This window comes from Streptomyces aquilus, assembly GCF_003955715.1.
GTDB lineage: Bacteria > Actinomycetota > Actinomycetes > Streptomycetales > Streptomycetaceae > Streptomyces > Streptomyces aquilus.
In genome coordinates, this window is the sequence record NZ_CP034463.1 from 6,412,928 (window position 1) to 6,433,415 (window position 20,488).

20 protein-coding genes are annotated in these 20,488 nt (G+C 70.3%); 9 read left to right on the top strand and 11 right to left on the bottom strand.

All coding sequences use genetic code 11. From position 1 onward, the window contains the following. Positions 1 to 434: 434 nt before the first annotated feature. Complete coding sequence (gene guaA, locus EJC51_RS29640; RefSeq protein WP_097267936.1) at positions 435 to 2,012, top strand: glutamine-hydrolyzing GMP synthase; 1,578 nt, start codon at positions 435 to 437, stop codon at positions 2,010 to 2,012. A 13-nt stretch (positions 2,013 to 2,025) separates the two neighbouring features. Here the strand turns inward: guaA and EJC51_RS29645 are convergent, their stop codons facing one another. Both EJC51_RS29645 and EJC51_RS29650 read right to left on the bottom strand, forming a co-directional pair. Next, positions 2,026 to 2,499, bottom strand: a complete 474-nt coding sequence (locus EJC51_RS29645) for a pyridoxamine 5'-phosphate oxidase family protein (RefSeq protein ID WP_126273860.1) — start codon at positions 2,497 to 2,499, stop codon at positions 2,026 to 2,028. A 42-nt stretch (positions 2,500 to 2,541) separates the two neighbouring features. Then, a complete protein-coding gene (locus tag EJC51_RS29650; RefSeq protein ID WP_126273861.1) occupies positions 2,542 to 3,177 on the bottom strand; it encodes a hypothetical protein in 636 nt (211 codons plus the stop codon). 180 nt (positions 3,178 to 3,357) lie between these two features. Between EJC51_RS29650 and EJC51_RS29655 the strand changes: the two genes are divergently transcribed. Then, a complete protein-coding gene (locus EJC51_RS29655) occupies positions 3,358 to 4,167 on the top strand; it encodes a class II aldolase/adducin family protein (RefSeq protein ID WP_126273862.1) in 810 nt (269 codons plus the stop codon). Here EJC51_RS29655 and EJC51_RS29660 read toward each other — a convergent pair. After that, complete coding sequence (locus tag EJC51_RS29660; protein WP_126273863.1) at positions 4,164 to 5,063, bottom strand: DUF4429 domain-containing protein; 900 nt, start codon at positions 5,061 to 5,063, stop codon at positions 4,164 to 4,166. The two genes, EJC51_RS29655 and EJC51_RS29660, sit on opposite strands and share 4 nt — an antisense overlap. A 187-nt stretch (positions 5,064 to 5,250) precedes the next feature. Here EJC51_RS29660 and EJC51_RS29665 point away from each other — a divergent pair, with 187 nt between their 5' ends. The 3 genes from EJC51_RS29665 to EJC51_RS29675 all read left to right on the top strand — a co-directional run bounded on the left by EJC51_RS29665 (position 5,251) and on the right by EJC51_RS29675 (position 7,860). Beyond that, positions 5,251 to 6,528 (top strand): hypothetical protein, encoded by a 1,278-nt coding sequence (locus EJC51_RS29665; RefSeq protein WP_126273864.1) that lies wholly within the window; start codon positions 5,251 to 5,253, stop codon positions 6,526 to 6,528. A 192-nt stretch (positions 6,529 to 6,720) separates the two neighbouring features. Continuing rightward, complete coding sequence (locus EJC51_RS29670; RefSeq protein WP_126273865.1) at positions 6,721 to 7,185, top strand: hypothetical protein; 465 nt, start codon at positions 6,721 to 6,723, stop codon at positions 7,183 to 7,185. Between the two features lie 138 nt (positions 7,186 to 7,323). After that, on the top strand, positions 7,324 to 7,860 hold the full coding sequence (locus tag EJC51_RS29675) for a DoxX family protein (RefSeq protein WP_126273866.1): 537 nt from the start codon (positions 7,324 to 7,326) through the stop codon (positions 7,858 to 7,860). Between the two features lie 21 nt (positions 7,861 to 7,881). Here EJC51_RS29675 and EJC51_RS29680 read toward each other — a convergent pair whose 3' ends face one another. The 3 genes from EJC51_RS29680 to EJC51_RS29690 are packed head-to-tail and all read right to left on the bottom strand — an operon-like array spanning position 7,882 to position 9,892. Beyond that, on the bottom strand, positions 7,882 to 8,136 hold the full coding sequence (locus EJC51_RS29680) for a PASTA domain-containing protein (protein ID WP_126273867.1): 255 nt from the start codon (positions 8,134 to 8,136) through the stop codon (positions 7,882 to 7,884). A gap of 45 nt (positions 8,137 to 8,181) precedes the next feature. Next, a complete protein-coding gene (locus tag EJC51_RS29685; RefSeq protein ID WP_126273868.1) occupies positions 8,182 to 8,430 on the bottom strand; it encodes a hypothetical protein in 249 nt (82 codons plus the stop codon). Next, the gene (locus EJC51_RS29690; protein WP_126273869.1) at positions 8,417 to 9,892 is read right to left on the bottom strand and encodes a PspC domain-containing protein; all 1,476 of its coding nucleotides are present in this window, start codon (positions 9,890 to 9,892) and stop codon (positions 8,417 to 8,419) included. The genes EJC51_RS29685 and EJC51_RS29690 overlap by 14 nt, the downstream gene beginning before the upstream one ends. Positions 9,893 to 10,082: 190 nt before the next feature. Between EJC51_RS29690 and EJC51_RS29695 the strand changes: the two genes are divergently transcribed. Next, a complete protein-coding gene (locus EJC51_RS29695) occupies positions 10,083 to 11,378 on the top strand; it encodes an ATP-binding protein (protein ID WP_126273870.1) in 1,296 nt (431 codons plus the stop codon). Beyond that, entirely contained in the window at positions 11,375 to 12,076 is a 702-nt protein-coding gene (locus tag EJC51_RS29700; RefSeq protein WP_126273871.1) for a LuxR C-terminal-related transcriptional regulator, read from the top strand. The genes EJC51_RS29695 and EJC51_RS29700 overlap by 4 nt, the downstream gene beginning before the upstream one ends. Here the strand turns inward: EJC51_RS29700 and EJC51_RS29705 are convergent. After that, positions 12,054 to 12,479 carry an ATP-binding protein gene (locus EJC51_RS29705; protein ID WP_126273872.1) on the bottom strand — a complete coding sequence of 142 codons (426 nt, stop codon included), beginning with the start codon at positions 12,477 to 12,479 and terminating at the stop codon, positions 12,054 to 12,056. The two genes, EJC51_RS29700 and EJC51_RS29705, sit on opposite strands and share 23 nt — an antisense overlap. Before the next feature lie 143 nt (positions 12,480 to 12,622). On the opposite strand from EJC51_RS29705, the gene EJC51_RS29710 reads away from it, so the two are divergent. Continuing rightward, positions 12,623 to 13,420, top strand: coding sequence for a helix-turn-helix domain-containing protein (locus EJC51_RS29710; protein ID WP_126273873.1), 798 nt, complete (start codon positions 12,623 to 12,625; stop codon positions 13,418 to 13,420). Then, a complete protein-coding gene (locus tag EJC51_RS29715) occupies positions 13,417 to 13,605 on the top strand; it encodes a DUF397 domain-containing protein (RefSeq protein ID WP_126273874.1) in 189 nt (62 codons plus the stop codon). Before EJC51_RS29710 ends, EJC51_RS29715 begins: the two co-directional genes overlap by 4 nt. 371 nt (positions 13,606 to 13,976) lie before the next feature. Here EJC51_RS29715 and EJC51_RS29720 read toward each other — a convergent pair whose 3' ends face one another. The 4 genes from EJC51_RS29720 to EJC51_RS29735 all read right to left on the bottom strand — a co-directional run bounded on the left by EJC51_RS29720 (position 13,977) and on the right by EJC51_RS29735 (position 20,153). Further along, positions 13,977 to 14,183, bottom strand: coding sequence for a hypothetical protein (locus EJC51_RS29720; protein WP_126273875.1), 207 nt, complete (start codon positions 14,181 to 14,183; stop codon positions 13,977 to 13,979). 318 nt (positions 14,184 to 14,501) lie between these two features. Next, the gene (locus EJC51_RS29725; protein ID WP_126273876.1) at positions 14,502 to 17,312 is read right to left on the bottom strand and encodes an nSTAND1 domain-containing NTPase; all 2,811 of its coding nucleotides are present in this window, start codon (positions 17,310 to 17,312) and stop codon (positions 14,502 to 14,504) included. A gap of 5 nt (positions 17,313 to 17,317) precedes the next feature. Beyond that, positions 17,318 to 19,045, bottom strand: coding sequence for a DUF4062 domain-containing protein (locus EJC51_RS29730; RefSeq protein ID WP_166682919.1), 1,728 nt, complete (start codon positions 19,043 to 19,045; stop codon positions 17,318 to 17,320). A 49-nt stretch (positions 19,046 to 19,094) separates the two neighbouring features. After that, positions 19,095 to 20,153 (bottom strand): C40 family peptidase, encoded by a 1,059-nt coding sequence (locus EJC51_RS29735; RefSeq protein WP_126273878.1) that lies wholly within the window; start codon positions 20,151 to 20,153, stop codon positions 19,095 to 19,097. Positions 20,154 to 20,488 lie beyond the last annotated feature (335 nt).

Below are 20,488 nucleotides of genomic sequence, written 5' to 3' on the forward strand. Positions count from 1 at the left end.
TGGGTGAGGTGCCCCGGAGCGGCAAGATCCGGAAGGAAACGACAGGCGCCCCGGACCTTGTCGGCCCGGGGCGCCTGGGAAGTCGCTTGTCAGTAGCTCAAGCAGCACGACCATGGCAGCCGGCGGGCCGGTTGCCATAGGTAAAGACGAAGGTCGGGTGCGTGAGCATGGCAGCAGTATGCACGCGCTCCCGATCCTGTCCAACCAGCGGTCCATCCACCGGACGGGACGGCCCGGAGACGGCGGCCGGGACGGGCCGGAGACGGCGGACGGGACGGCCCGGAGACGGCGGCTGGGAGGGGGCGAGGTCACCGGCCGGGTAGGGCTGGAGACGGCGGCCGGGATGGGGCGACGTCACCGGCCGGGAGGGGCCGCGGCCGCACCCCGCTAGAATCGGCCTCACAGCCCTCGCCCAAACCGCCGGAAGGCACCCCGTGTCATCAGCGACCCCCGCCGCCGCCCCCGACACCGTCCTGGTCGTCGACTTCGGCGCGCAGTACGCCCAGCTCATCGCCCGTCGCGTCCGCGAGGCGCGGGTCTACAGCGAGATCGTGCCGAGCACCATGCCGGTCGAGGAGATGCTCGCCAAGAACCCGGCGGCGATCATCCTCTCCGGCGGCCCCTCGTCGGTCTACGAGGAGGGCGCCCCCCGCCTCGACCGCGCGCTCTTCGAGGCCGGCGTCCCCGTCTTCGGCATGTGCTACGGCTTCCAGCTGATGGCGCAGAGCCTCGGTGGCACGGTGGACAACACCGGCGCCCGTGAGTACGGCCGCACCGACCTGCACGTCTCGAAGTCGTCCTCCACCCTCTTCGAGGGCACCCCGGACGAGCAGCACGTGTGGATGTCGCACGGCGACGCCTGCTCCGCCGCCCCCGAGGGCTTCTCCGTCACGGCCTCCACGGATGTCGTCCCGGTCGCCGCCTTCGAGAACGACGAGAAGAAGCTCTACGGCGTCCAGTACCACCCCGAGGTCATGCACTCCACGCACGGCCAGCAGGTCCTGGAGCACTTCCTGTACCGGGGTGCCGGTCTGAAGCCGGACTGGACCACGGGCAACGTGATCGAGGAGCAGGTCGCCGAGATCCGCTCGCGCGTCGGCGACAAGCGCGCGATCTGCGGGCTGTCCGGCGGCGTCGACTCCGCGGTGGCCGCGGCCCTCGTCGCCCGTGCCATCGGCGACCAGCTGACCTGCGTGTACGTGGACCACGGTCTGATGCGCAAGGGCGAGACCGAGCAGGTCGAGAAGGACTTCGTGGCCGCGACCGGCGTGAAGCTGGTCGTCGTCGACGCGGAGGAGCGCTTCCTCACCGCGCTCAAGGGCGTCTCGGACCCCGAGGAGAAGCGGAAGATCATCGGCCGCGAGTTCATCCGGGTCTTCGAGCAGGCCCAGGCGGAGATCATCGCGGACGAGGGTCCGGCGGTGGAGTTCCTGGTGCAGGGCACGCTCTACCCCGACGTGGTCGAGTCCGGCGGCGGCACCGGCACGGCCAACATCAAGTCCCACCACAACGTGGGCGGCCTCCCCGAGGACCTCGAGTTCAAGCTGATCGAGCCGCTGCGCAAGCTCTTCAAGGACGAGGTCCGGATGGTCGGCCAGGAGCTGGGCCTGCCGGAGGAGATCGTCCAGCGCCAGCCGTTCCCCGGCCCGGGCCTCGGCATCCGGATCGTCGGCGAGGTGACCAAGGAGCGGCTCGACCTGCTCCGCGACGCCGACGCCATCGCCCGCGAGGAGCTCACGCTGGCCGGCCTCGACCGGGACATCTGGCAGTGCCCGGTGGTCCTGCTCGCGGACGTCCGCTCGGTCGGCGTCCAGGGCGACGGCCGCACCTACGGCCACCCGATCGTCCTCCGCCCGGTCTCGTCCGAGGACGCGATGACGGCCGACTGGTCGCGCCTGCCGTACGAGGTGCTGGCGAAGATCTCCACCCGGATCACCAACGAGGTCGCGGACGTCAACCGAGTCGTCCTCGACGTGACCTCGAAGCCGCCGGGCACGATCGAGTGGGAGTGAGCCTTTTCGAGGCTCAGGTGCGCTTGATCAGGCGCACCGGCTCACCGGGCTTCCAGACCTGGACGACGAGGTACTTGTCGTCCTCGACGTAGGTCCTGACGACCTCCGTCAGCTCGGTGCGGAAGAGGTGGAACGGCTCCGGCGGTTCCACCTCTTCGACGTATTCGGCCTTGGTCGCCGCATCGACGACCTCGACCGCCCGCCCGCTGATCCGTACGTCGCCGCCGCCCAGCGACTGCCCCTCCCCGGGGTTCGCCTGGAGCGCGAACCGCGGGTCGCGGAGCAGGTCGAGGGCCTTGAGCGAGTCCGGCATCATGCCGAGCCACAGCTCGCCGTTCAGGAACCGCACCTCCAGGCCGCTGGTGCGGGGCGAGCCGTCCTTGCGGAGAGTCGCGAGGGTGTGGTGCGTGAAGGCGCCGAAGCGTTCCTCGACGAGCTGGGCGAGATCGGGTTCGGCGGCGGTGAAGGCGGACCAGTTCGCAGTCATACGACGAGTGTGGCGCCGATACCCGACATCTGCTGTCCGGTATTACGCGCCTTGCGTGGCGTACGGCAGCGGGCGCACGTACCGCTCCCGTCCCGCGTCGTCCCGCACCTGCGCACAGCCGCCCGCCGTCAGCCGCGCGGCCAGCTTGGCGCGGCGGACCGTGTTGATGCGCAGGGCGCCGTACATGAACGCCGGCATCAGCACGGCGAGCGGGAGAAGGACGGCGTACTTGCCGGTCAGCGGGGCCATCAGCAGGAACAGGGCGGCGGCGCCCCAGCCGATGGTCTTGAGCTGCCGGGGGTTGCCCGCCTCGACCAGGGCGTCGTACTTGATGAGCGCGATGATCAGGTCGATGTCGGCCTGGGCCTCGGGGACCGGCGTGAGCGAGTTCAGGTACATGCCGGGAACCGTGCCGCCCGCGCCCACCTGCGGGAACGCGGCGAGGTTCGCGGCGGCGCGCTGCTGGGCCGCGGGGTGGGTGTCGCGAACCAGGTGGACGTGGAGGATCTTGTGGCGGCCGACGAGGCGGACACCGGCGTAGCGGAAGCCGAAGCACTCGGCGACGTAGACCAGTGCCCCGAACAGCTTGTGCTCGGCGAAGGGGTGGACCAGCTCGACATGGTCCTGGGTCGCGAGCTGCCGCATGAGGGAGCTGAGGTGACGTTCGACGAGGCTCAAGGAAGGCTCCGGGGATGACTGAAAACTGGTGCTGAAGTGTCGGGAACTTGTCGTTCCGCACACCAGACCACCGAGCCCCCGGAAGGGTTGCGCACGGCATCGTTACCTCATACGCCTGTTCTCCTGCGCTGACCGACGGTAACTTCCGCCCCGTAAAGCCACCCCAGTGCTGGAGGACCGATGCACGGGACGTATGAACCGGGACCGACCCCGCCGGCCCCCCTGCCCACCGACAGCCTCCGGTTCGCGATGCCGCCGATGCACGACTCGGTCGAGGACGAGCGCCGGCACCGCAAGGAACGGCTGGCGGGCGCGGTGCGGATCTTCGGGCGGCAGGGCTTCGAGGACGGGGTCTCCGGCCACATCACCGCACGCGACCCGGAGTTCACCGACTGCTTCTGGGTCAACCCGTTCGGCATGCCCTTCAAGCACGTCACCGTCAGCGACCTGGTGCTCGCCAACACCGACGGACAGGTCGTCGAAGGCCGCTACCACGTCAACCAGGCCGCCTTCACCGTGCACGCCCAGGTCCACGCCGCCCGGCCCGATGTCGTCGCGGTCGCCCACTGCCACTCCGTGCACGGCCGCGCCCTCTCCGCCCTCGGCGACCTCCTGGACCCGATCACCCAGGAGAGCTGCGCCTTCTACGAGGACCACGCGGTGTACGACGCCTATTCGGGCGTCGCCGTGGACACCGCCGAGGGCCGCAGGATCGCCGCCGCCCTGGGCTCCGGCAAGGGCCTGGTGCTGCGCAACCACGGCCTGCTGACCGTCGGCGACTCGGTCGACGCGGCGGCCTGGTGGTTCCTGTCCATGGAACGCTCCGCCCAGGTCCAGCTGACGGCCAAGGCGGCGGGCCGCCCGATCCTGATCGACCACAAGGCGGCGGTCGCGACCAGGGAGCAGTTGGGCGGCGACCTCGTCGCATGGATCAACTACCAGCCCCTGTGGCAGGACATCAGCCGGAGCGAGCCGGATCTGCTGAGCTAGGACAGGCCCTGGAAGCCCCTGAGTATCACTGCCTTCGTCATCGCGAACTCCTCGTCCGTCAGCACCCCTTCGCGATGCAGCTCGCCCAGCTCCCGCAGCCTGCGCAGGAGCACGTCGTGATGGTCGGCCTGCGCAGGCACCGCCGCCGGGAGCTGCGGGAAGCGGCTGGCGCGGTCGTCGGCCGTGCGGGTGGAGGGGTGCGGGAGGCGGGCGGTGACCGCGGTCGCCACCAGCGCCGTGAGCAGGTCGCGGCGGGCGCTGCCCCACAGGTCCAGGGCGTACGGGTCCTTCTCGGGCGGGAGTTTGGAGAACGCCGTCTCGCGGGTCACGAACCGCAGGAAACCGTCCTCGTAACCGGAGTTGGGCAGCCATTCCACGCCCACCAGGTCGGAGAGCGCGATGATCCGCGGGCCGGTCGCCCGCTTCACCCGGTCCGAGGTGTCGGCCCAGTCGATACGGACCTGGAGGCCGTCGAAGGAGACGCTGCCGTCGGAGGAGCGCACGGAGACCGGGACCGGCGGCCCCGACAACAGATACGTCTTCGTCGGGTCCTTGGGGATCTGGTCGAGCAGCAGCGCATGCCGGATCTCCTCCGCCACGTACTCCGCGACCCCGGCCCGGTCGACGTCCACCGCAAGGCGGTACGGGTCCGCCGCGTCCGGCAGCCGGCCCCCGGTCGCCTGCAACAGCGGATCCGCGCCCTCGCGCAGCCGCATCCGCAGCCGCCCCCGCTTGCGTTCGGGCTCGAAGACGACACCCGAGACGGCCTCCAGAGGCACGGCGATCTCTCCGTACGTCTGCCGGAACAGCGGCACCGAACGGTGGAGTCCCGGCGTGATCCTGACCGTCGTGCCGTCGAAGGCCCAGGTCCCGTCGCGCTGGATGATCTCGGCCATACGGAAATTCTCGCAGCCAGGTCAACACGGCGACCCCGGCTTCACCCGCCCTGACCAGACCTGCCGGACGAGCCCGCCGTGGCGTAGGGCACAATTCGCTGTCATCGCACGGGAGTTGCAGGGCGGCGGCCGAGACATCGGCAGGGGCCACGCAGCGTGGAGATCGCGGGGAAGGCGGGCGTCGGGCGTGGCGGTGCAGGAGGCGAGACAGAGCGCGGATGCGGGCGCGCACGGAGGCGGCTGCACCTGCGGGGACTGTCCGCACGGGGCGCGGGAGGGGCATCGGCGGGCGGTCGCCGCATTCCTCCTGAAGCGGGACGAGTTCGCCGCCGGACAGGGCCTGCCGGCCGCCGTGGCCCACTCGGCCTCGGCCTCCCGTCAGTGGGTGTCGGAGGAACTGACCCAGTCCGCGGAACTGGTCGCCGAACGCGGCCGCGCCGAGGGCGAGGCGTGGCTGGCCCGGCTGTGGAGCCGCACCGCGTACACGGTGTGGGCGGGCGTGGTCGTCCTCCTGCTCGTCCAGGCGCTCACGGCGATCGGCGCGGGCTGGACCGCCGCCCGCACCGCCGGGCTGCTGGCCGCCGTGCTGGCCGCCGGTGCCCTGACCGCGGCCTCCTGGTTCCACCGCGCCCGGGGCGGCGCGCTGGCCCCCGTCATCGGCGAGGACAACCGTCTTTCCACCTCCCGCGCGGTCGCCGTGGCCTGGGTGCTGTTCGTCGTGTACGCGGTGCTCGTCCTCGTCGGCCGGCTCGCCGCCGCGTCCGACCCGGCCGAGCGCGACACCCTGATTTCCGGGCTCGAACTCGCCCGCGGTGCCGGTGTGGTGACCGTCCTCGCCGTGGTCTGCGGGATCGCGGTGCTGGTGCGGCGCGTGGTCGGGCTGCGCGTGCTCGGGCAGCGGCTGCAGAAGGTACGCGCCGACCGCCCCAGGGCCGCCGACCTGCTCACCGACGACGCCGGGCGCGGCACCTTCGCCGACATCCAGTACGTCGTCATCGGCGCGGTCGCCCTGCTGTTCGCCGCGGTACGGCTGGCCCGCCGCCCCGACCAACTCCCCGACCTCCCCTGGGGGCTGGCGGTCGTGGTCCTCATCTCGGCCGCGACCTACCTGGCCGGCAAGTACGCCGAGGGCGGCCGTCCCGTCATCCTCTCCGTCGTCCGCGCCCGCGAGGCCGGCGACCTCGACGGCCCGATCCGCACCGGCGACGACATCGAGATCCGCGGCGCCGGGTTCGTACCGCCGGGCGCCCAGGGCGCGGAGCGGCTGTCCCGTATGACGGTCCGCGTGGGTACCGTCCACGTCCATGTCCCGCTCGTCCCGGTGACCGGCGGCTTCAGCAACCCCACGGACGCTGTCCTGACCGTCCCCGTCCCGGCGGACGTGGAACCGGGCCGGGTCGAGGTCCAGGTGATCACCGCCGCGGGCGTGGAGACGAACCGGTACGCGATCGATGTGACGGACTGAGCGATGACGCCCAGCGGAGACGCCCGAGCGGTGGCGACCGGTGGGGACGCCCGAGCGGTGGCGACCGGTGGGGACGCCCGAGTGGTGGCGACCGGTGGAGAGGGCGGAGCGATGACGCCCAGCGGAGACGCCCGAGGCCTGACGACCAGTGGAGAAGCCCGAGCCGTGACGACTGAAGGAGAGGCCTGAGCCATGAGTGACGACGTGTTGTCCGTCATCCCCGCCGACCCGCACTGGCAGCCGGAACACCCCGCGGCCGAGCGCGCCGTCGCCCTGGTCACCGCCCTGACGGGAGGCCTGGGCGCGGACACGGACGTGGAGATCGACGTCGACTGGTACGACGACCCGACCGTCGTCGACAGCGCGCAGAACCTGGAGCGGGTCGGGTGCCCGAGCTGCCGGGCGACGATCGACCGCGCCTGGTGGGAGGACCTGGTGGAGGCCCACGAGGACGGCTTCCCCACCCTCGATGTGACCGTCCCCTGCTGCGGGGCCGCCACCACCCTGGACCGCCTCGACTACGACGGCCCCTGCGGCTTCGCCCGCTTCGAGATCACCGTCTGGAACCCGGAGACCGACGCGCTGAGCGAGGAGCAACTCGCCTCCGTCGCGCAGGCCCTGGGCCACCCGGTACGTCAGATCCGGGCGCACCTCTGACCGGCGCCACGACCGGCCTCGGGCAAGGCGCGCCCAGAGGGCGGAAACCCGTCGTCCCGGCATTGAGCGGTACCTCCCTTTCGTGCGTATCGTCTTTTGAGGGGTCACGGCACGCTGGGTGAGAGGCGGCTAGGAGCGATGACTCACGGTTTTCGTACGGACACGCACACCCCCTACTTCGATGGCGGCGGCCGCGGCTGGCGCGACACCGCCACCCGCTACGCGCTGCTCCCGCTCCGCGTCTTCCTGGGCGTCACCTTCATCTATGCCGGACTGGACAAGCTCACCGACAGCGCCTTCATGAAGGACTCGGGCGTGGGCTCGATCGGCGACCAGATGCGCAACGTCAAGCAGTCGTCGGCGATCCCGGCCATGGTCGACATGGCCCTCAACAACCCCGTCGGCTTCGGCTACGCCATCGCCTTCGGTGAACTGGCCGTGGGCCTCGGCACCCTCTTCGGCCTCCTGGCCCGCCTCGCCGCCCTGGGCGGAGCCCTGATCTCCCTCAGCCTCTGGCTGACGATGAGCTGGGCCGCGGAGCCCTACTACTACGGCAACGACCTCGCCTACCTGATGGCCTGGCTGCCGCTGGTGCTGGCGGGGGCGCCCTATCTGTCCCTGGACGCGCTGATCAGAAACCGACGCCGAGAACCGAGCGGGGCCTCCGCCTGGTGACGAGGGCGCCGCTTCCCGCCGTCAGCCGGCCTCGTCCGATCGCTGACGGTCGGCGGGCGGCGGATCCAGCGTCGTCCAGATCCTGACCGCCGCGGCACGCTCTGCCATGGTGCCGGGCGGCGGCTCCTGATGAGCGATGACCATGCTCCGTGGCAGTTGCTGGTCCATGTTGTAGTAGCCCAGGAACAGCCCGAGATCACGGCAGACAGCCCTGGCTTCTTGTCCCGTCATCCCCACCAGGTCAGGCACTTCGATGCTCGCCGGCCAGTCACCCATCCCCACACCGTAGGGCCGACCGTGCGGTGGCGGGGAGGCTTGGGCCTACCTGGGTATCTCCGGCGAAGGCTCCTCCGGTGTCCCCGCGCCGCGGGCCGTTCTGCGGCGGCGCCGGACCGAGCGGGTCAGCAGTCCCACCGCGCCCGCCAGGCACAGGCCCGCCGTGACCACGGGGATGATCGCGAACCACGGGGTTTCCCAGGCGCCGCCCGCGTCTCCGGCGTAGATGATGCCCGCCAGGGTCAGGAAGAAGCCGGCGATCAGTTTGCCTGGACGGAACTCATGACGCAGCACGGCTCACCTCCGCCTGTCCGACGCCGACCTGGAGGTCGATGTCGAGGGTGCCGGAGGGCTTGACGCCCTTGGCCGGGGTCAAGGTGGCCTCCTTGTACTTGCCCGGTTCCACGTCCACGTCCTCCTGGTCGTCGCCGGGCAGCTGGATGTCGCCCACGCCCACGTCGACGTGGACCTTCACGGTCGCGTCCTTCGGCACGATCACCTTCAGCTTGCCGACCCCGACCTCGGCCCTGGTCGTCACCGTCCGCGCCTTGGTGAGGTCCAGCTTGCTCAGATCGAGCGTGCCGACGCCGGTGCCCAGGTTGTACTTGTGCTGGACGTCCGCCACCGCGGTGGGCCGCCAGTTCTCCCGGACCCAGTCCGTGCCGATGTCCCTGGGCACGGCGGCCGCCCCGGCGAGCAGCCCCGCCGTGAGCACCGCCAGGAAGATCGAGCCCGCCCCCGTACGCCCGAGGAACGAGCTGACCGCGATACCGAGGCCCAGGACGATCAGCGCGCAGGCCAGGCCGGTCTGGAGGCTGATGCCGAGCGGGTGCTCGTCCCACGTCAGCCCGGTGCCGAGACCGGCCGCGAGGAGGGCCAGCAGGAAGATCCAGCCGCCGATCCAGCGGGGGCCGCGCTGCCTGGGCGGCTGCGGGCGGGCGGCGCGGAGGTCCGCACCGGCGTGGCCGTAGCCACGGGCCAGGCTGAAGTCGATGGCGTCCGCGATGTCGCGGGTGCGGGAGTCGCCGGGGCCCCACAGATAGCCGGTGCCGCCCTCGTGGGTGCCGTCCTTGACGATGGGGTCGCGCCACCAGGAGGGGTACGTGGCGCTGACGGGCGGGGCCTGGGCCTCCGGCGGGGCGTCGGCGGCGGCCTGGGCGGCGAGCGGGTCGGTGTCGGGGGTGCCGCGCTGCCGCGCCCAGTACCCGGCGCCCGCGAGGAGCAGGGAGACGACGACCGCGAAGGTCAGCACCGTCGCGTTGTTCAACATGGTCAGGAACACGCCGCAGCCGACCAGCGCGAACAGCACGGCCGCCAGGGCCTGGCCGTCGACCCGGCCGGTCAGGAGCTTGCGGACCTCGTTCTCCTCGTCGTCCTCGTACGGCACGAAGAGCCACGCGAAGCCGTAGAAGATGAGGCCGATGCCGCCCGTCGCGGAGAGCACGGCGAGGGTGATCCGGAAGATCACCGGGTCCATGTCGCACTGCCGCCCCAGCCCGGCGCACACGCCCGCGAGCATCTTGTGCTGCCGGTCGCGGCGGAACTTCGACGGCGGCACGGCCGTTGCGTCATCAGCCGGGAGACCCCTGTCGCCGGTCTCGCCCGATGGCCCAGCCGCGCCCGGCCGCTCCTCTTCCTTCCGCGCACCCGCCCGCTCGTGCGCGCGCGGTTCCTCACCGGCGGCGGTCGCGGAGGGCGCGGCAGACGAGGTGCCCTCGTCGGGCGCCGGGTCCGCGGCGTGCTGGTGATCTGTCATGTGTCCATGGTGACGGGCGAGCTGCCGCGACGGGAGTCGGAACGACCCTGGCCGGACCCTGATATCGCCCCTGACCCGACGCCGGGGAGACGGGCGAGGGCCGTGCCGTTTCTGCGTGTCTCGAAGATCAGGGGAGTCTAGGGGGCCGACCCTGATGCTCGGGCCGTCGCGCCGTGTGAACATCGATGACATGCCGGAAGCAGCCGCAGCAGCGCCACTCGTCGAACCGCGGCCGCCGCGCAAGCTCTACCGCAGCAGTGACGGACGCTGGCTGGGGGGTGTGGCGCGGGGGCTCGCCGGGCATCTCGGGCTGCCCGTGATCTGGGTGCGGCTCGTGTTCGCCGGACTGTTCATGGCGGACGGCCTCGGCGCTCTGCTGTACGCCGCGTTCTGGTTCTTCGTGCCGCTCGGCGTCGGAGGCGTGAGCGGCCAGAAAGCCCCGTCCTTCGTCACCACAGAGACGTCCCCCGACGGCCGCCGTCGCCTCGTCGCCCGCAGACCGGACAAGGGCCAGATCGTCGCCCTGCTCCTCATGGTCGTGGTGGCCATGGTTTTCGTGGGCAACGTCAACCTGGGCACGGGCGCGAAGGCCTACCTCTGGCCTGCCGTGCTCGTCGGCGCCGGTGTGGCCCTGGTCTGGCGCCAGGCCGACAACGCCCGCCGGGCCCGCTGGGCCGAGGTCGGCCGCCGCAGGCGGACCCTCAGCCTGCTGCGCGCCGCGGGCGGCGTCCTGCTCGTCACGGCCGGGGTGTCCGGCATCTTCGTCATGCAGGGCTCGGCCGCCCACCTCGGCTCCGTCCTCCAGGCGGCCCTCGCGGTCCTGGTCGGCATCACCCTCCTCGCCGGCCCCTACCTCGTGCGCATGACCCAGGACCTCTCCGAGGAGCGCCTGATGCGCATCCGCGCCCAGGAGCGCGCCGAGGTCGCCGCCCATGTCCACGACTCCGTGCTGCACACCCTGACCCTGATCCAGCGCAACGCGGAGAACGCGGGGGAGGTGCGCCGCCTCGCCCGCGCCCAGGAGCGCGACCTGCGCACCTGGCTCTACAAACCCGAGGGCACGGGCAAGGACGAGGCCGACGAGCCCGACACCCTCGCCGAGGCCGTCCGGCGCAACGCGGCCGAGGTCGAGGACAAGCACGGCGTCCCCCTGGAGGTCGTCATCGTCGGCGACTGCCCCCTCGACGAACGGATCGGCGCACAGATGCAGGCCGCGCGCGAGGCGATGGTGAACGCGGCCAAGTACGGTGGCGAGGGCGGCGCGGTGCAGGTCTACGCCGAGGTCGAGGGAAAGACGGTTTTCGTGTCGGTCCGGGACCGCGGCCCCGGCTTCGACCCCGACTCCATACCCGCCGACCGCATGGGTGTCAGAGAATCGATCATCGGCCGCATGGAGCGGCACGGCGGCACGGCCCGCCTGCGCGCGGTGCCGGGCGGCGGCACGGAGGTCGAGCTGGAGATGGAGAGGGCGGAGAAGACGTCATGAGTGACCCGACCGAGGCGAACGACACAGCGACGGGCGAGCGCCGGGTGCGAGTGGTCCTCGTCGACGACCACCGTATGTTCCGTACGGGCGTGCAGGCCGAGATCGGCCAGACCGAGCAGACCGGCGTGGAGGTCGTCGGCGAGGCCGCCGACGTCGACCAGGCGGTCACGGTCATCACCGCCACCCGCCCCGAGGTGGTCCTTCTCGACGTCCACCTCCCCGGCGGCGGCGGAGTCGAAGTCCTGCGCCGCTGCGCCCCGTTGATGGGGGACGCGGAGCAGCCGGTGCGGTTCCTGGCCCTGTCGGTGTCGGACGCGGCGGAGGACGTGATCGGCGTCATCCGGGGCGGAGCGAGGGGCTACGTCACCAAGACCATCACCGGCACGGACCTGGTCGACTCCATCTTCCGCGTCCAGGACGGCGACGCGGTGTTCTCCCCGAGGCTGGCCGGCTTCGTCCTGGACGCCTTCGCCTCGACGGACGCGCCTCCGGTGGACGAGGACCTCGACCGCCTCACGCAGCGCGAGCGCGAGGTACTGCGGCTGATCGCCCGCGGCTATGCCTACAAGGAGATCGCCAAGCAGCTGTTCATCTCCGTGAAGACGGTGGAGTCGCATGTGTCGGCGGTCCTAAGGAAGTTGCAGCTGTCTAATCGGCATGAGCTGACGCGGTGGGCTACGGCGCGGCGGCTGGTGTAGTCACGTCGAGATCCAGCGAGAACCAGATGGTCTTGCCGACTCCGTGCGGGCGGGGTTCGGTTCCCCACTGGTCAGCGAGCAGGGTGAGCAGGATCAGGCCACGCCCCGACTCGTCCTCCGGGGAGGGGTTCCGGAACGTCGGCATGGTCTCGTCCGCGTCGCTCACCGAGACGCGGAGACGCCGGTCGTCGCCCAGTACACACCGCACCCTGATCTCCCGGCCGGGGGAGACGCGCGCGTGACGGTACGCGTTCGTCATGAGCTCGCTGAGGAGCAGGACGGCGGTATCGGTGACCTCGTCCGGGAGCTTCCAGTCGGCAGCCCGCTGACGGAGCAGCTCGCGGGCGCGGCCCACGCTGCGGGGGTGGCGGGGCAGTTGCCACTCGACGGCTTCCTCGGACATGCGCGGTTCTCTTCCTTGCGGGTGTTTCTCCGTCATTTGCCGTGATCAGGCTGGCGGTTGGCGCGTAACCTCGGGGAGTGGCGAGGTGTGTACAGAGAGTGTGTGTACACGGGGTGTCGGCGGGAGACGGGTGGGCGCGAAGGATGACTCAGCCGAACTGGCGGTACTGCGGCGGGCAGGTCAAGTTGTGGCGCGAGGAGGCGGGGGTCGGCCGTCAGGCGCTCGCCGAAGAGGCCGGGTACGACTACGAGTACGTCAAGTCGATGGAGTGCGGGCGGCGTCGGCCGACGTTGCGGTTGTTGCAGGTTGCGGACCAGATGTGCGGGGCGCGGGGGAAGTTGCTGGCGGGGCATGAGTTCTTGAAGCCCGAGCCGTTTCCGGCGCGGTCGCAGGAGTACATGGAGTTGGAGGCCGAGGCGATCGCGGTACACGACTATTCGCTGGGGCTGGTTCCGGGCTTGTTGCAGACGCGGGAGTACGCCGCTGCTCTGATCGGCGAGAGTTGTCCGCCGTTGGACGACGAGACGGTGGAGGAGCGGGTACGGGGACGACTGGCCAGGCAGGAGGCGTTGAAGCGCCGAACGGGCACGGTGTACGGCTTCGTCATCTATGAGGCCGCGCTGCATACGGGAGTTGGCGGGCCGCAGGTCATGCGAGAGCAACTGCTCCACCTGACGGAGGTGGGCACGCGGCGGAACGTGTCGATCCAGGTATTGCCCTTCGGTAAGTGCGGGGGCCTCGCGCTCAACGGGTCGTTCATTCTGTTGGAGACGGCTGACCGTGAGCACTTCGCCTACGTCGAGAGCCCGGAGACCAGCGCGCTCCACGCTGATGCGCACAAGGTCGGTGACCTCGCACAGGCGCATGGCATGATCCGCATGCAGGCTCTCGGAGTTGAGGAGTCGGCTGCGTTCATCAGGAAGGTGGCACAGGAGCTATGAAGACTGAGCTGTCGTGGTTCAAGTCCAGCTACAGCGACTCCCAGGGCGGCGCCTGCCTCGAAGTCGCCCTCGGCCCCCACGCAACCCACGTCCGAGACTCGAAGCTCGGCCCCCAAGGCCCTTGCTTCGACGTTCCCTCCGACGCCTGGGCCGCCTTCGTCGCGTACGCCTCCCACGAGGCCTGAGCCCCGGGCTTCGGGCGTCGAGACCCGGAAAGAACTCCCCCACCCTCTCCGCGTCAACTCGCCCGCGCACCAGCCGAGATGACTTTTCGTGATCGGCTTGCGACGCGTAGCAGCACCCACCGGGGTCTCGCCCCAAGATCGAAAGCGCGATCCCGTGGCTCACGAAAACCCCGCGCCGGACTCGACCGGCTCCCCGAGAGCGCGGCGATGGACGCCAAACCCCTCGTCAAGGCCCAGCCCCTGTACGGGCACAGGCGGTGCGCTCGGTGCTCAACGAACTCGGGCGCGCTGGGCATCTGCGGCGCGCACGGCGTCGTATCCCGCCGAGCGAGGGCGAGACCGGCACGAGGTGGGCGTTCCACACTTTCCGGTCAGGTACCGCACGTGACGACGAATGGCGGGCCCGGGCCGTCGAAGGCGACGCAGGTGACGTGACGCCCGAGGCGGCCGCCGTCGCCGTCGTACGGCCGTCCGAGGCGTACGACGTCCTCGCCCGGCTCGGGCTCCGCGACCCGGGCCTCGCCCTCTCCGCCGTCGACTGCGCTGCCCTCGAAGAAACAGGCTGGCGAATGGCTCACCCGAGGGATGTCCCCGGACCAGCTGTCGCAGGCGCTCGTCTCCGGGCTCCCTGAACAGGTGCACTCGCCCCGCGCCTTCCTACGCCGTCGGTTGGTCGACAAGATGCCGCCCGAGCGTTCTGCCGCTGCGCCTGCGCGAGCACGCCGCGTCATGATCAGGTGCACCGACTGTGGGGTGCCGGGGTGAGTCCGAGGCGTTGCCGGGAGGTTTCTGCCGGGGGCCTGCGCAGGACGGGACAGGGGTGCGGAGCCATTGCCGACGGGGAGGCAAGTCCGGGATGTTCAGGCCCTGGGTCGGGGAGCTTCGTGCCGGTCTGGTCAGAGCGTGAGGGAGCGGCGTTCGCGTCTGGACAATCGCGTCGCCCAGCCCCCACCCAAAGTTGCCGCGGCTGCCGTGCCCGCGCCCAATAGCACGGTCATCAGACTGCCCTGGGGCATGTAGTAGCCGAAAGTACCGACTGCGAGCCCGACAGCGAACAAAGCGATATAAGTCAGCCTGCCTGCCAGGCGTCTCCTCCTGGCATCAGCCCGTGAAGCCGCCACGAAGTCCTTCTCCAGTTCCCCGAGCATCAGTCTGCCTGTGATGGAGGACTCAACGGCTGCCTGACTCCGCTCGCTGAGAAGCCCCTCGGGTGTATGCCCGGACCACATCCAGTCCGCGGCGGCCTCGGAAAGCCTCTGGCGGAGCCGTAGTGCTGAACCCGCCTCCAGGATCCATGCGTGGAGTCTCGGCCAGCTGTCGACGAGAGCCTGGTGGGCGAGCTGTACCTGAGGTTGACCGGACTTGGTGAGGTATCCCGTGACCAGCAACCGCCGTTGCAGCAACTGCTCGCACAGACCGGTGGCTCCCATCGTGTTGATGGTCTCGGTGGGGACAGCTCGCCTCAGCGGCTCGCCGTCGGATCCGATGTTGACCAGGTGCAAGAGGAGTTCGCGGGCCCTGTTCGCGTCGTCCTCCGACAGCGAGTAGAACCACTCCTCCGCGGCAATGGCCAGGCTTCCCTGTACGCCGCCCATGTCCAGGTATCCGTCATGGGTGAGGTAGCCCTCGCTCCTGCGCGTCCACATGTTGTGGAGAGCGGACTGCAGGAGTGGCAGGGCCCCGGGTTCGCCGCCCACGTCGGCGAGCAGGCGGTCGGTGAGACCCGGTTCCAGCTGGAGCCCCATGTAGCGCGCCGGCATCTCCACGGCCTGCCGGAGTTCCTCGGGGCTCATGGGGGTGACGTGCACCCGGTGCTTCATGAAGGAGGCCGCGTGCTCATGAGCCTGGGCCAGAAAGTCGGTGCGCAGGACGGTCAGCAGGAGGAAGGCCGAATCCGGCGCACGCATGAGCGTCCGCAACAAGTCGAGGGGGTGACTGCGGCCGACCGGCTCACGCGTGAGGAGTTCTTCGAACTGGTCCAGAACGACGACCACCTTGCGGGAGTTCTCGGGAAGGTCGGCCAGCGAACGCAGCCCCGCCTCCAACTCCGTCGCACGGCCGTCCTCGCGGACCCGCACGATCGGCCAGAGTTCGCTGCCCGGCAGCACTCCCGCGCGAAGAGCCGGGAGCACACCGGCGTTCACCAGGCTCGTCTTGCCGCTTCCCGATTCACCGATGACCGCGCACGTTCCGTGGCGCGCCAAGGTGTTCAGAACCTCGGCGGCCAGTTCGTCACGCCCGAAGAACACCGGCGCATCGGACTCCGAGAAGGGCATGAGCCCGGGATACGGCGCCGGATCGGCATTCTCCGTCAAGGTGCTCTTCGCCTTCGACTGTCTGAGGCCCGCCTGCACGGTCTCCAGCAGCCGGTCAGCGTCCAGCCCGTCGCTGAAGTCGAGGCATGTGTAGTCCCGCAGTTCCTCCGGCACCCTGGTGATGCCGGGTAGCAGGACGGGCAGCACAGGTGCCTCAACGGCGGCCAGGGCGTCCAGTTCGCTCAGCTGCAGGAGGCTCAGCTCCCCCGGCGGGCTGACCAGGACCAGATTGACCTTGGCCGGTCGGATGCCCATGTTCCACCGCTGGCCTGCCACGGGTTCAGCGACCCTGAGTTTTCCCCGCAGGGTGAGTAGCTCACGGATCTGATCTGCTGCCCCTCTGCCCGTGTGGCTGTGTGACACGGAGACATCCGGCGTCGCGAATCGCGTCGTAGGGTCATATCGGGTCTCGACCGGCTCTCTGCCGACGGCGCCCGGCGTCGGCCGCAACGCCGCCATAGGGTTCCGATCAGGGGCCAGCAGAGCGATCGCGTTGCGCAGGTTGTCGTATGCCCGTACCAGCGCCCTGCGGTCATCCGTCCGCCCTGGATCAGTGATGACCTGCTCGTCGAAGGCGTAGGCGGGCACATACGGCACCTGGAGTTCCCAGAAGGTCAGGCCCGCCTCGTCCAGCGCAGGGGGTGTGAATTGGTCGAACGTCCGCGCGAAACGCTCGGTGAAGTCCGCCAGGAGGCCAGGGTCCTGTTGGTCCACCCGGGACGGGACCACCAGAACCTGTAGCGGACGGTCGCCGCGCACCGCCTTTACCTGAGGGGACAGGAAGTGCCGGACCATCCATGCCGTGCCCTCCATGTTCTGGAGGTTGGGTGCGCACAGGGCGACAACGGCATCGGCCAGTTGGTAGGCACAGACCCCGCCGAGCTCCGTCACTCCCGTACGGCTGTCGACTAGAACGACGTCGTACTGATCGGCACACGTCCTGCGGAGCCACTCGAAGAACAGCTCTCCCGACCAGACGTAGTAGAAGTCCTGCCAGTCAAAGCGGCGCAGTTCGCTGCCGTAGCGGGTGATCTGCTCGTCCGTCTGGCGCAGGCCCGCCGCGAGCAGGTCGAGGCGGCCGCCGTCCGAGCGGCGGGGGTAGACGCTGCAGATGTAGCGTTCCAGGTCGCGATAGGCGTCCTCCTCGCCCTCGTCGGCGGACGAAGCAGCCACGGACATCGCGTACTTGAACGCCAGGAGCAGGTCCAGCAGGCCTTCCCGGCCGCGAACCCGTTCGTGCTCGATCGGGAAGAAGTGCTCCAGGCCCGGCGCCTCCAGGTCGAAGTCGACCATCAGCACTCTCATGCCGCTTCTCGCCAGTTGGTCGGCGATGTTGGCCAAGGCCATGGAGCGGCCCACGCCACCCTTGTAGGAGTAGAACGTGACGATCACTTGGCTCAGCCTTCCGTGATGAGCCGGGCCATGGCGCCGGTGGGACGGGTGCCGAGTTCCTCTTCCAGACGCCGGGCCTTGTCGGCGCTCGGTCGGGCGTTGCGGTAGGCGTCCAGGGTCTGGGGGAGGCTGGTGCGCAGCCAGCGGTCGAGGTGGCGTCTGCTGGCTACGTTCATTTCGCAGAGTGGGTCCAGCGCGTTGCCGAAGCGGTGGTGGGTGTGGTGGAGGCGTTCGGCCAGGACGCTGCGGATGAGTTCGTGCGGGGTGCCGGCGGCGGGGTCGCCGGGGGAGAGGGTGATGAGGGAGACCTGAGGGCCTTCGTACAGCGGCGATGCGCGGAAGGCCGCGTCCAAGTCCGGTTGGAGCAGGGAGAGTTCGTCGGCCACCACCAGGCAGCCGTTGCGGGAGATGTCCTGGAAGACGAGGGAGTGGGCGAGGTCGTAGGAGAGCAGGTCGTCGAAGAGGTACGGCTGGAGTCTGATCTTTCTGCCGCGCAGGAGGAGGTCGGGATCGTTGACGCCCGACACCGCGGACTCCAGTACCTGGCCGGCGGTCAGGCCCTCGGCGCCGAACGGCTTCCAGTCCGCCCGTGTCGTGCCGTACCGGGCGCGGATCGACTCCGGGGGCAGACCGAGGCCCTCGATGATGTCCCGTACTTGCCCGGACGCCGTACCGAGCAGGTCGTCCGCCTCCGTACCGGTCATGGCCACCACCACGACCGGCAGGCCTATCTCGTGGTCGGGGCGTTGGAGTCCGATGGTCTGCAGGAGGGCCGCGTGCAGACGGTTGGGCAGCGTCAGGGTCGCGGACTCGGTGAGTGTCTCGGTGATGCCCCACTGGGCGGCGTCGGCGGCGGCCGTCCCGGGGTCCGAGCCCGGTGCGTTGATGCCGAGCAGGGGGCGCCCGGTGCGGGCTCGGGCCAGGTTCAGGACGCGGCGGGTGCGGTCGGGGTTCTCGCCGAGCATGGTCGTCAGGGGCGGGGACAGCAGGAGGCCGACCGTGCGGGCCGCGGTCACGGCCCGGTCCAGGGTGAGCATCTCCTGGGGTGTGGAGGTGAGGAGTGCGGTGGAGGATGTGGTGACGTTCCACATCGCCCCTACCGCCGCGGCCAACTGGGCTGCCGCATCGCGGTCTTTGGGCGCGTGCAGCAGATGGAGGTCATGGACCAGCTTCCGGGGATGCGGTGGCTCCGCTACCGGCCTGGGCGGGGCGAGGGCACCCGGCGGCAACTGCAGATCGGCCGCCACCGCCGACACCACGTCCGCGGCGAGGTCACCGGGGTTGGTGAACCAGCCGATGCCGTGGACCTTCTTCAGCTCGTCGCGCAGGCGCTTGATGCCCGTGGCCGAAGGCGCGGCGGGGTCGGTGAGCGCGTCGACGTGACCCATCGGCCACGAGGCTCCGTCCTCGACCAGGAAGATCAGCCGCTTGCGGCCCGCCTCGCCGGCCTTGCGGTACTCCAGCTCGGTGATCGACCGCCCGTCCGGGTTCTGCGGGCCGACGTCGGGGACGTATCCGTAGCGGAAGGCGAAGAGGCCGACGTAGACGTCACAACTCGCCACATCTGCCAGGCACTTCTCCAGCGGCCGTTCGTCGAAGGCCGCGTAGTCCTCCATCGCGATGACGTCCAGCGGAAGCTTGCGCAGCCTGGCCAGTACCGCCGCCCGGTACTTCTCCAGGTCCGACACCGTGGACGACAGATAGACCTTCACCCTGCGTACCTCGCTCCTCACGCGGTGAGGACAAGGTACCGGCGGCACGGCGCCAGCGAGAGCCTCTTGGTCACACCACCCGCGTCGCCCCCGCGAACGGCATCTCGTCAATGGGCGCGATCCGTACCGGCGCCGTCGGGTTCGGCGCGTGGATCATCTGGCCGTTGCCGATGTAGAGGCCGACGTGGGAGATGGCGGAGTAGAAGAACACCAGGTCCCCCGGCTGGAGTTCGGAGCGGGAGACGCGGCGGCCCGCGTCGATCTGGGCGTAGGTCGTGCGGGGGAGGGAGATGCCCGCGGAGCGGTACGCGGCCTGGGTCAGGCCCGAGCAGTCGAAGGCGTCGGGGCCGGTGGCGCCCCAGACGTAGGGGCTGCCGAGTTTGGAGTAGGCATAGGAAACGGCCGCCGCGGCGCGGGAGTTGGGGGCTGACGCCCTGCCTGCGGTGGTGGGGGTCAGGGCGGCGCGGGAGTCGCCCGTGGACGAGTCCCTGGATGCGCGCTGGACATCCGACGCCCGGACCTCCGGCGGGAGTTGGGACAGCAGGCGGCGCGCCGCGTCCAGCTTCGTCGTGATCGTCTTCTTGTGGCGCTTCAGCTCCGCCTGGCGGGACTTGAGCGACGCCAGTTCGATGTGGGCGGCGCCTCGGAGTTGTTCGATCTCGCGGAGTTGCCTGCGGACGCTCGCCACCGATGCCGCCTGGCGCGTGCCTGCGCGGTCCACGAACTCCGCGCTGTCGAGGTAGTGGTCGGGGTCGGAGGACAGCGCCAGTTGGAGGGACGGGTCCAGGCCGCCCTCCCGGTACTGTGCCGCCGCCATCGAACCCAGGGCGTCCCGCGCCGAGTTGAGCTTGTCCGTCTTGCGTGCCGCCTCGTCGCGCAGCGTCTTCAGCCGTTCCTCGGCCGCGTCCGCCTTCTCCTTCGCGCCGTTGTACTTCTCGGTGGCGACCTCCGCCTCCTGGTACAGCTTGTCCACCTTCGCCTTCACCTGAGCCGGTGTCAGGTTCGGCTCGGCGTGCCCGGTCCCGTCGAATGCCGTCGCGGTCGCCGCGCCCGCCAGGGCGATCGTCGCCGCTGTACGGGCCGTATTGCCGCCTACCGAGCGCTGTCTGGGCTTGCGGTGCGCTGCCACGTGGACTGCACGTCCTTTCGTACCGTACGAGCTACCGCCTGGTCCGGAGGACCGGAGGGCCGCCCCGGGCCGTCACCGGCCATGCCGACGCCAGGGGGAGCGTCGTACGGCCGCCCGGGGCGGTGACACGCGTCCGGCGGCGGCCCACACAGGGGGAGCGGGCCGCCGCCGGACCTTCTCGGCGGTGGTGATCGACTGCCGCCCCTGGCCCGGGCGGCGGTGGGGAGCCGGTCACCTGGTGGAGGACGCTAAACCTGTGTGTGTCGTGGGGGTAACGGGTTGCGCGGAACTGGTCTCAGGGGACCGGTGCGTGTCCGCATGTGAGCGTGATCCCT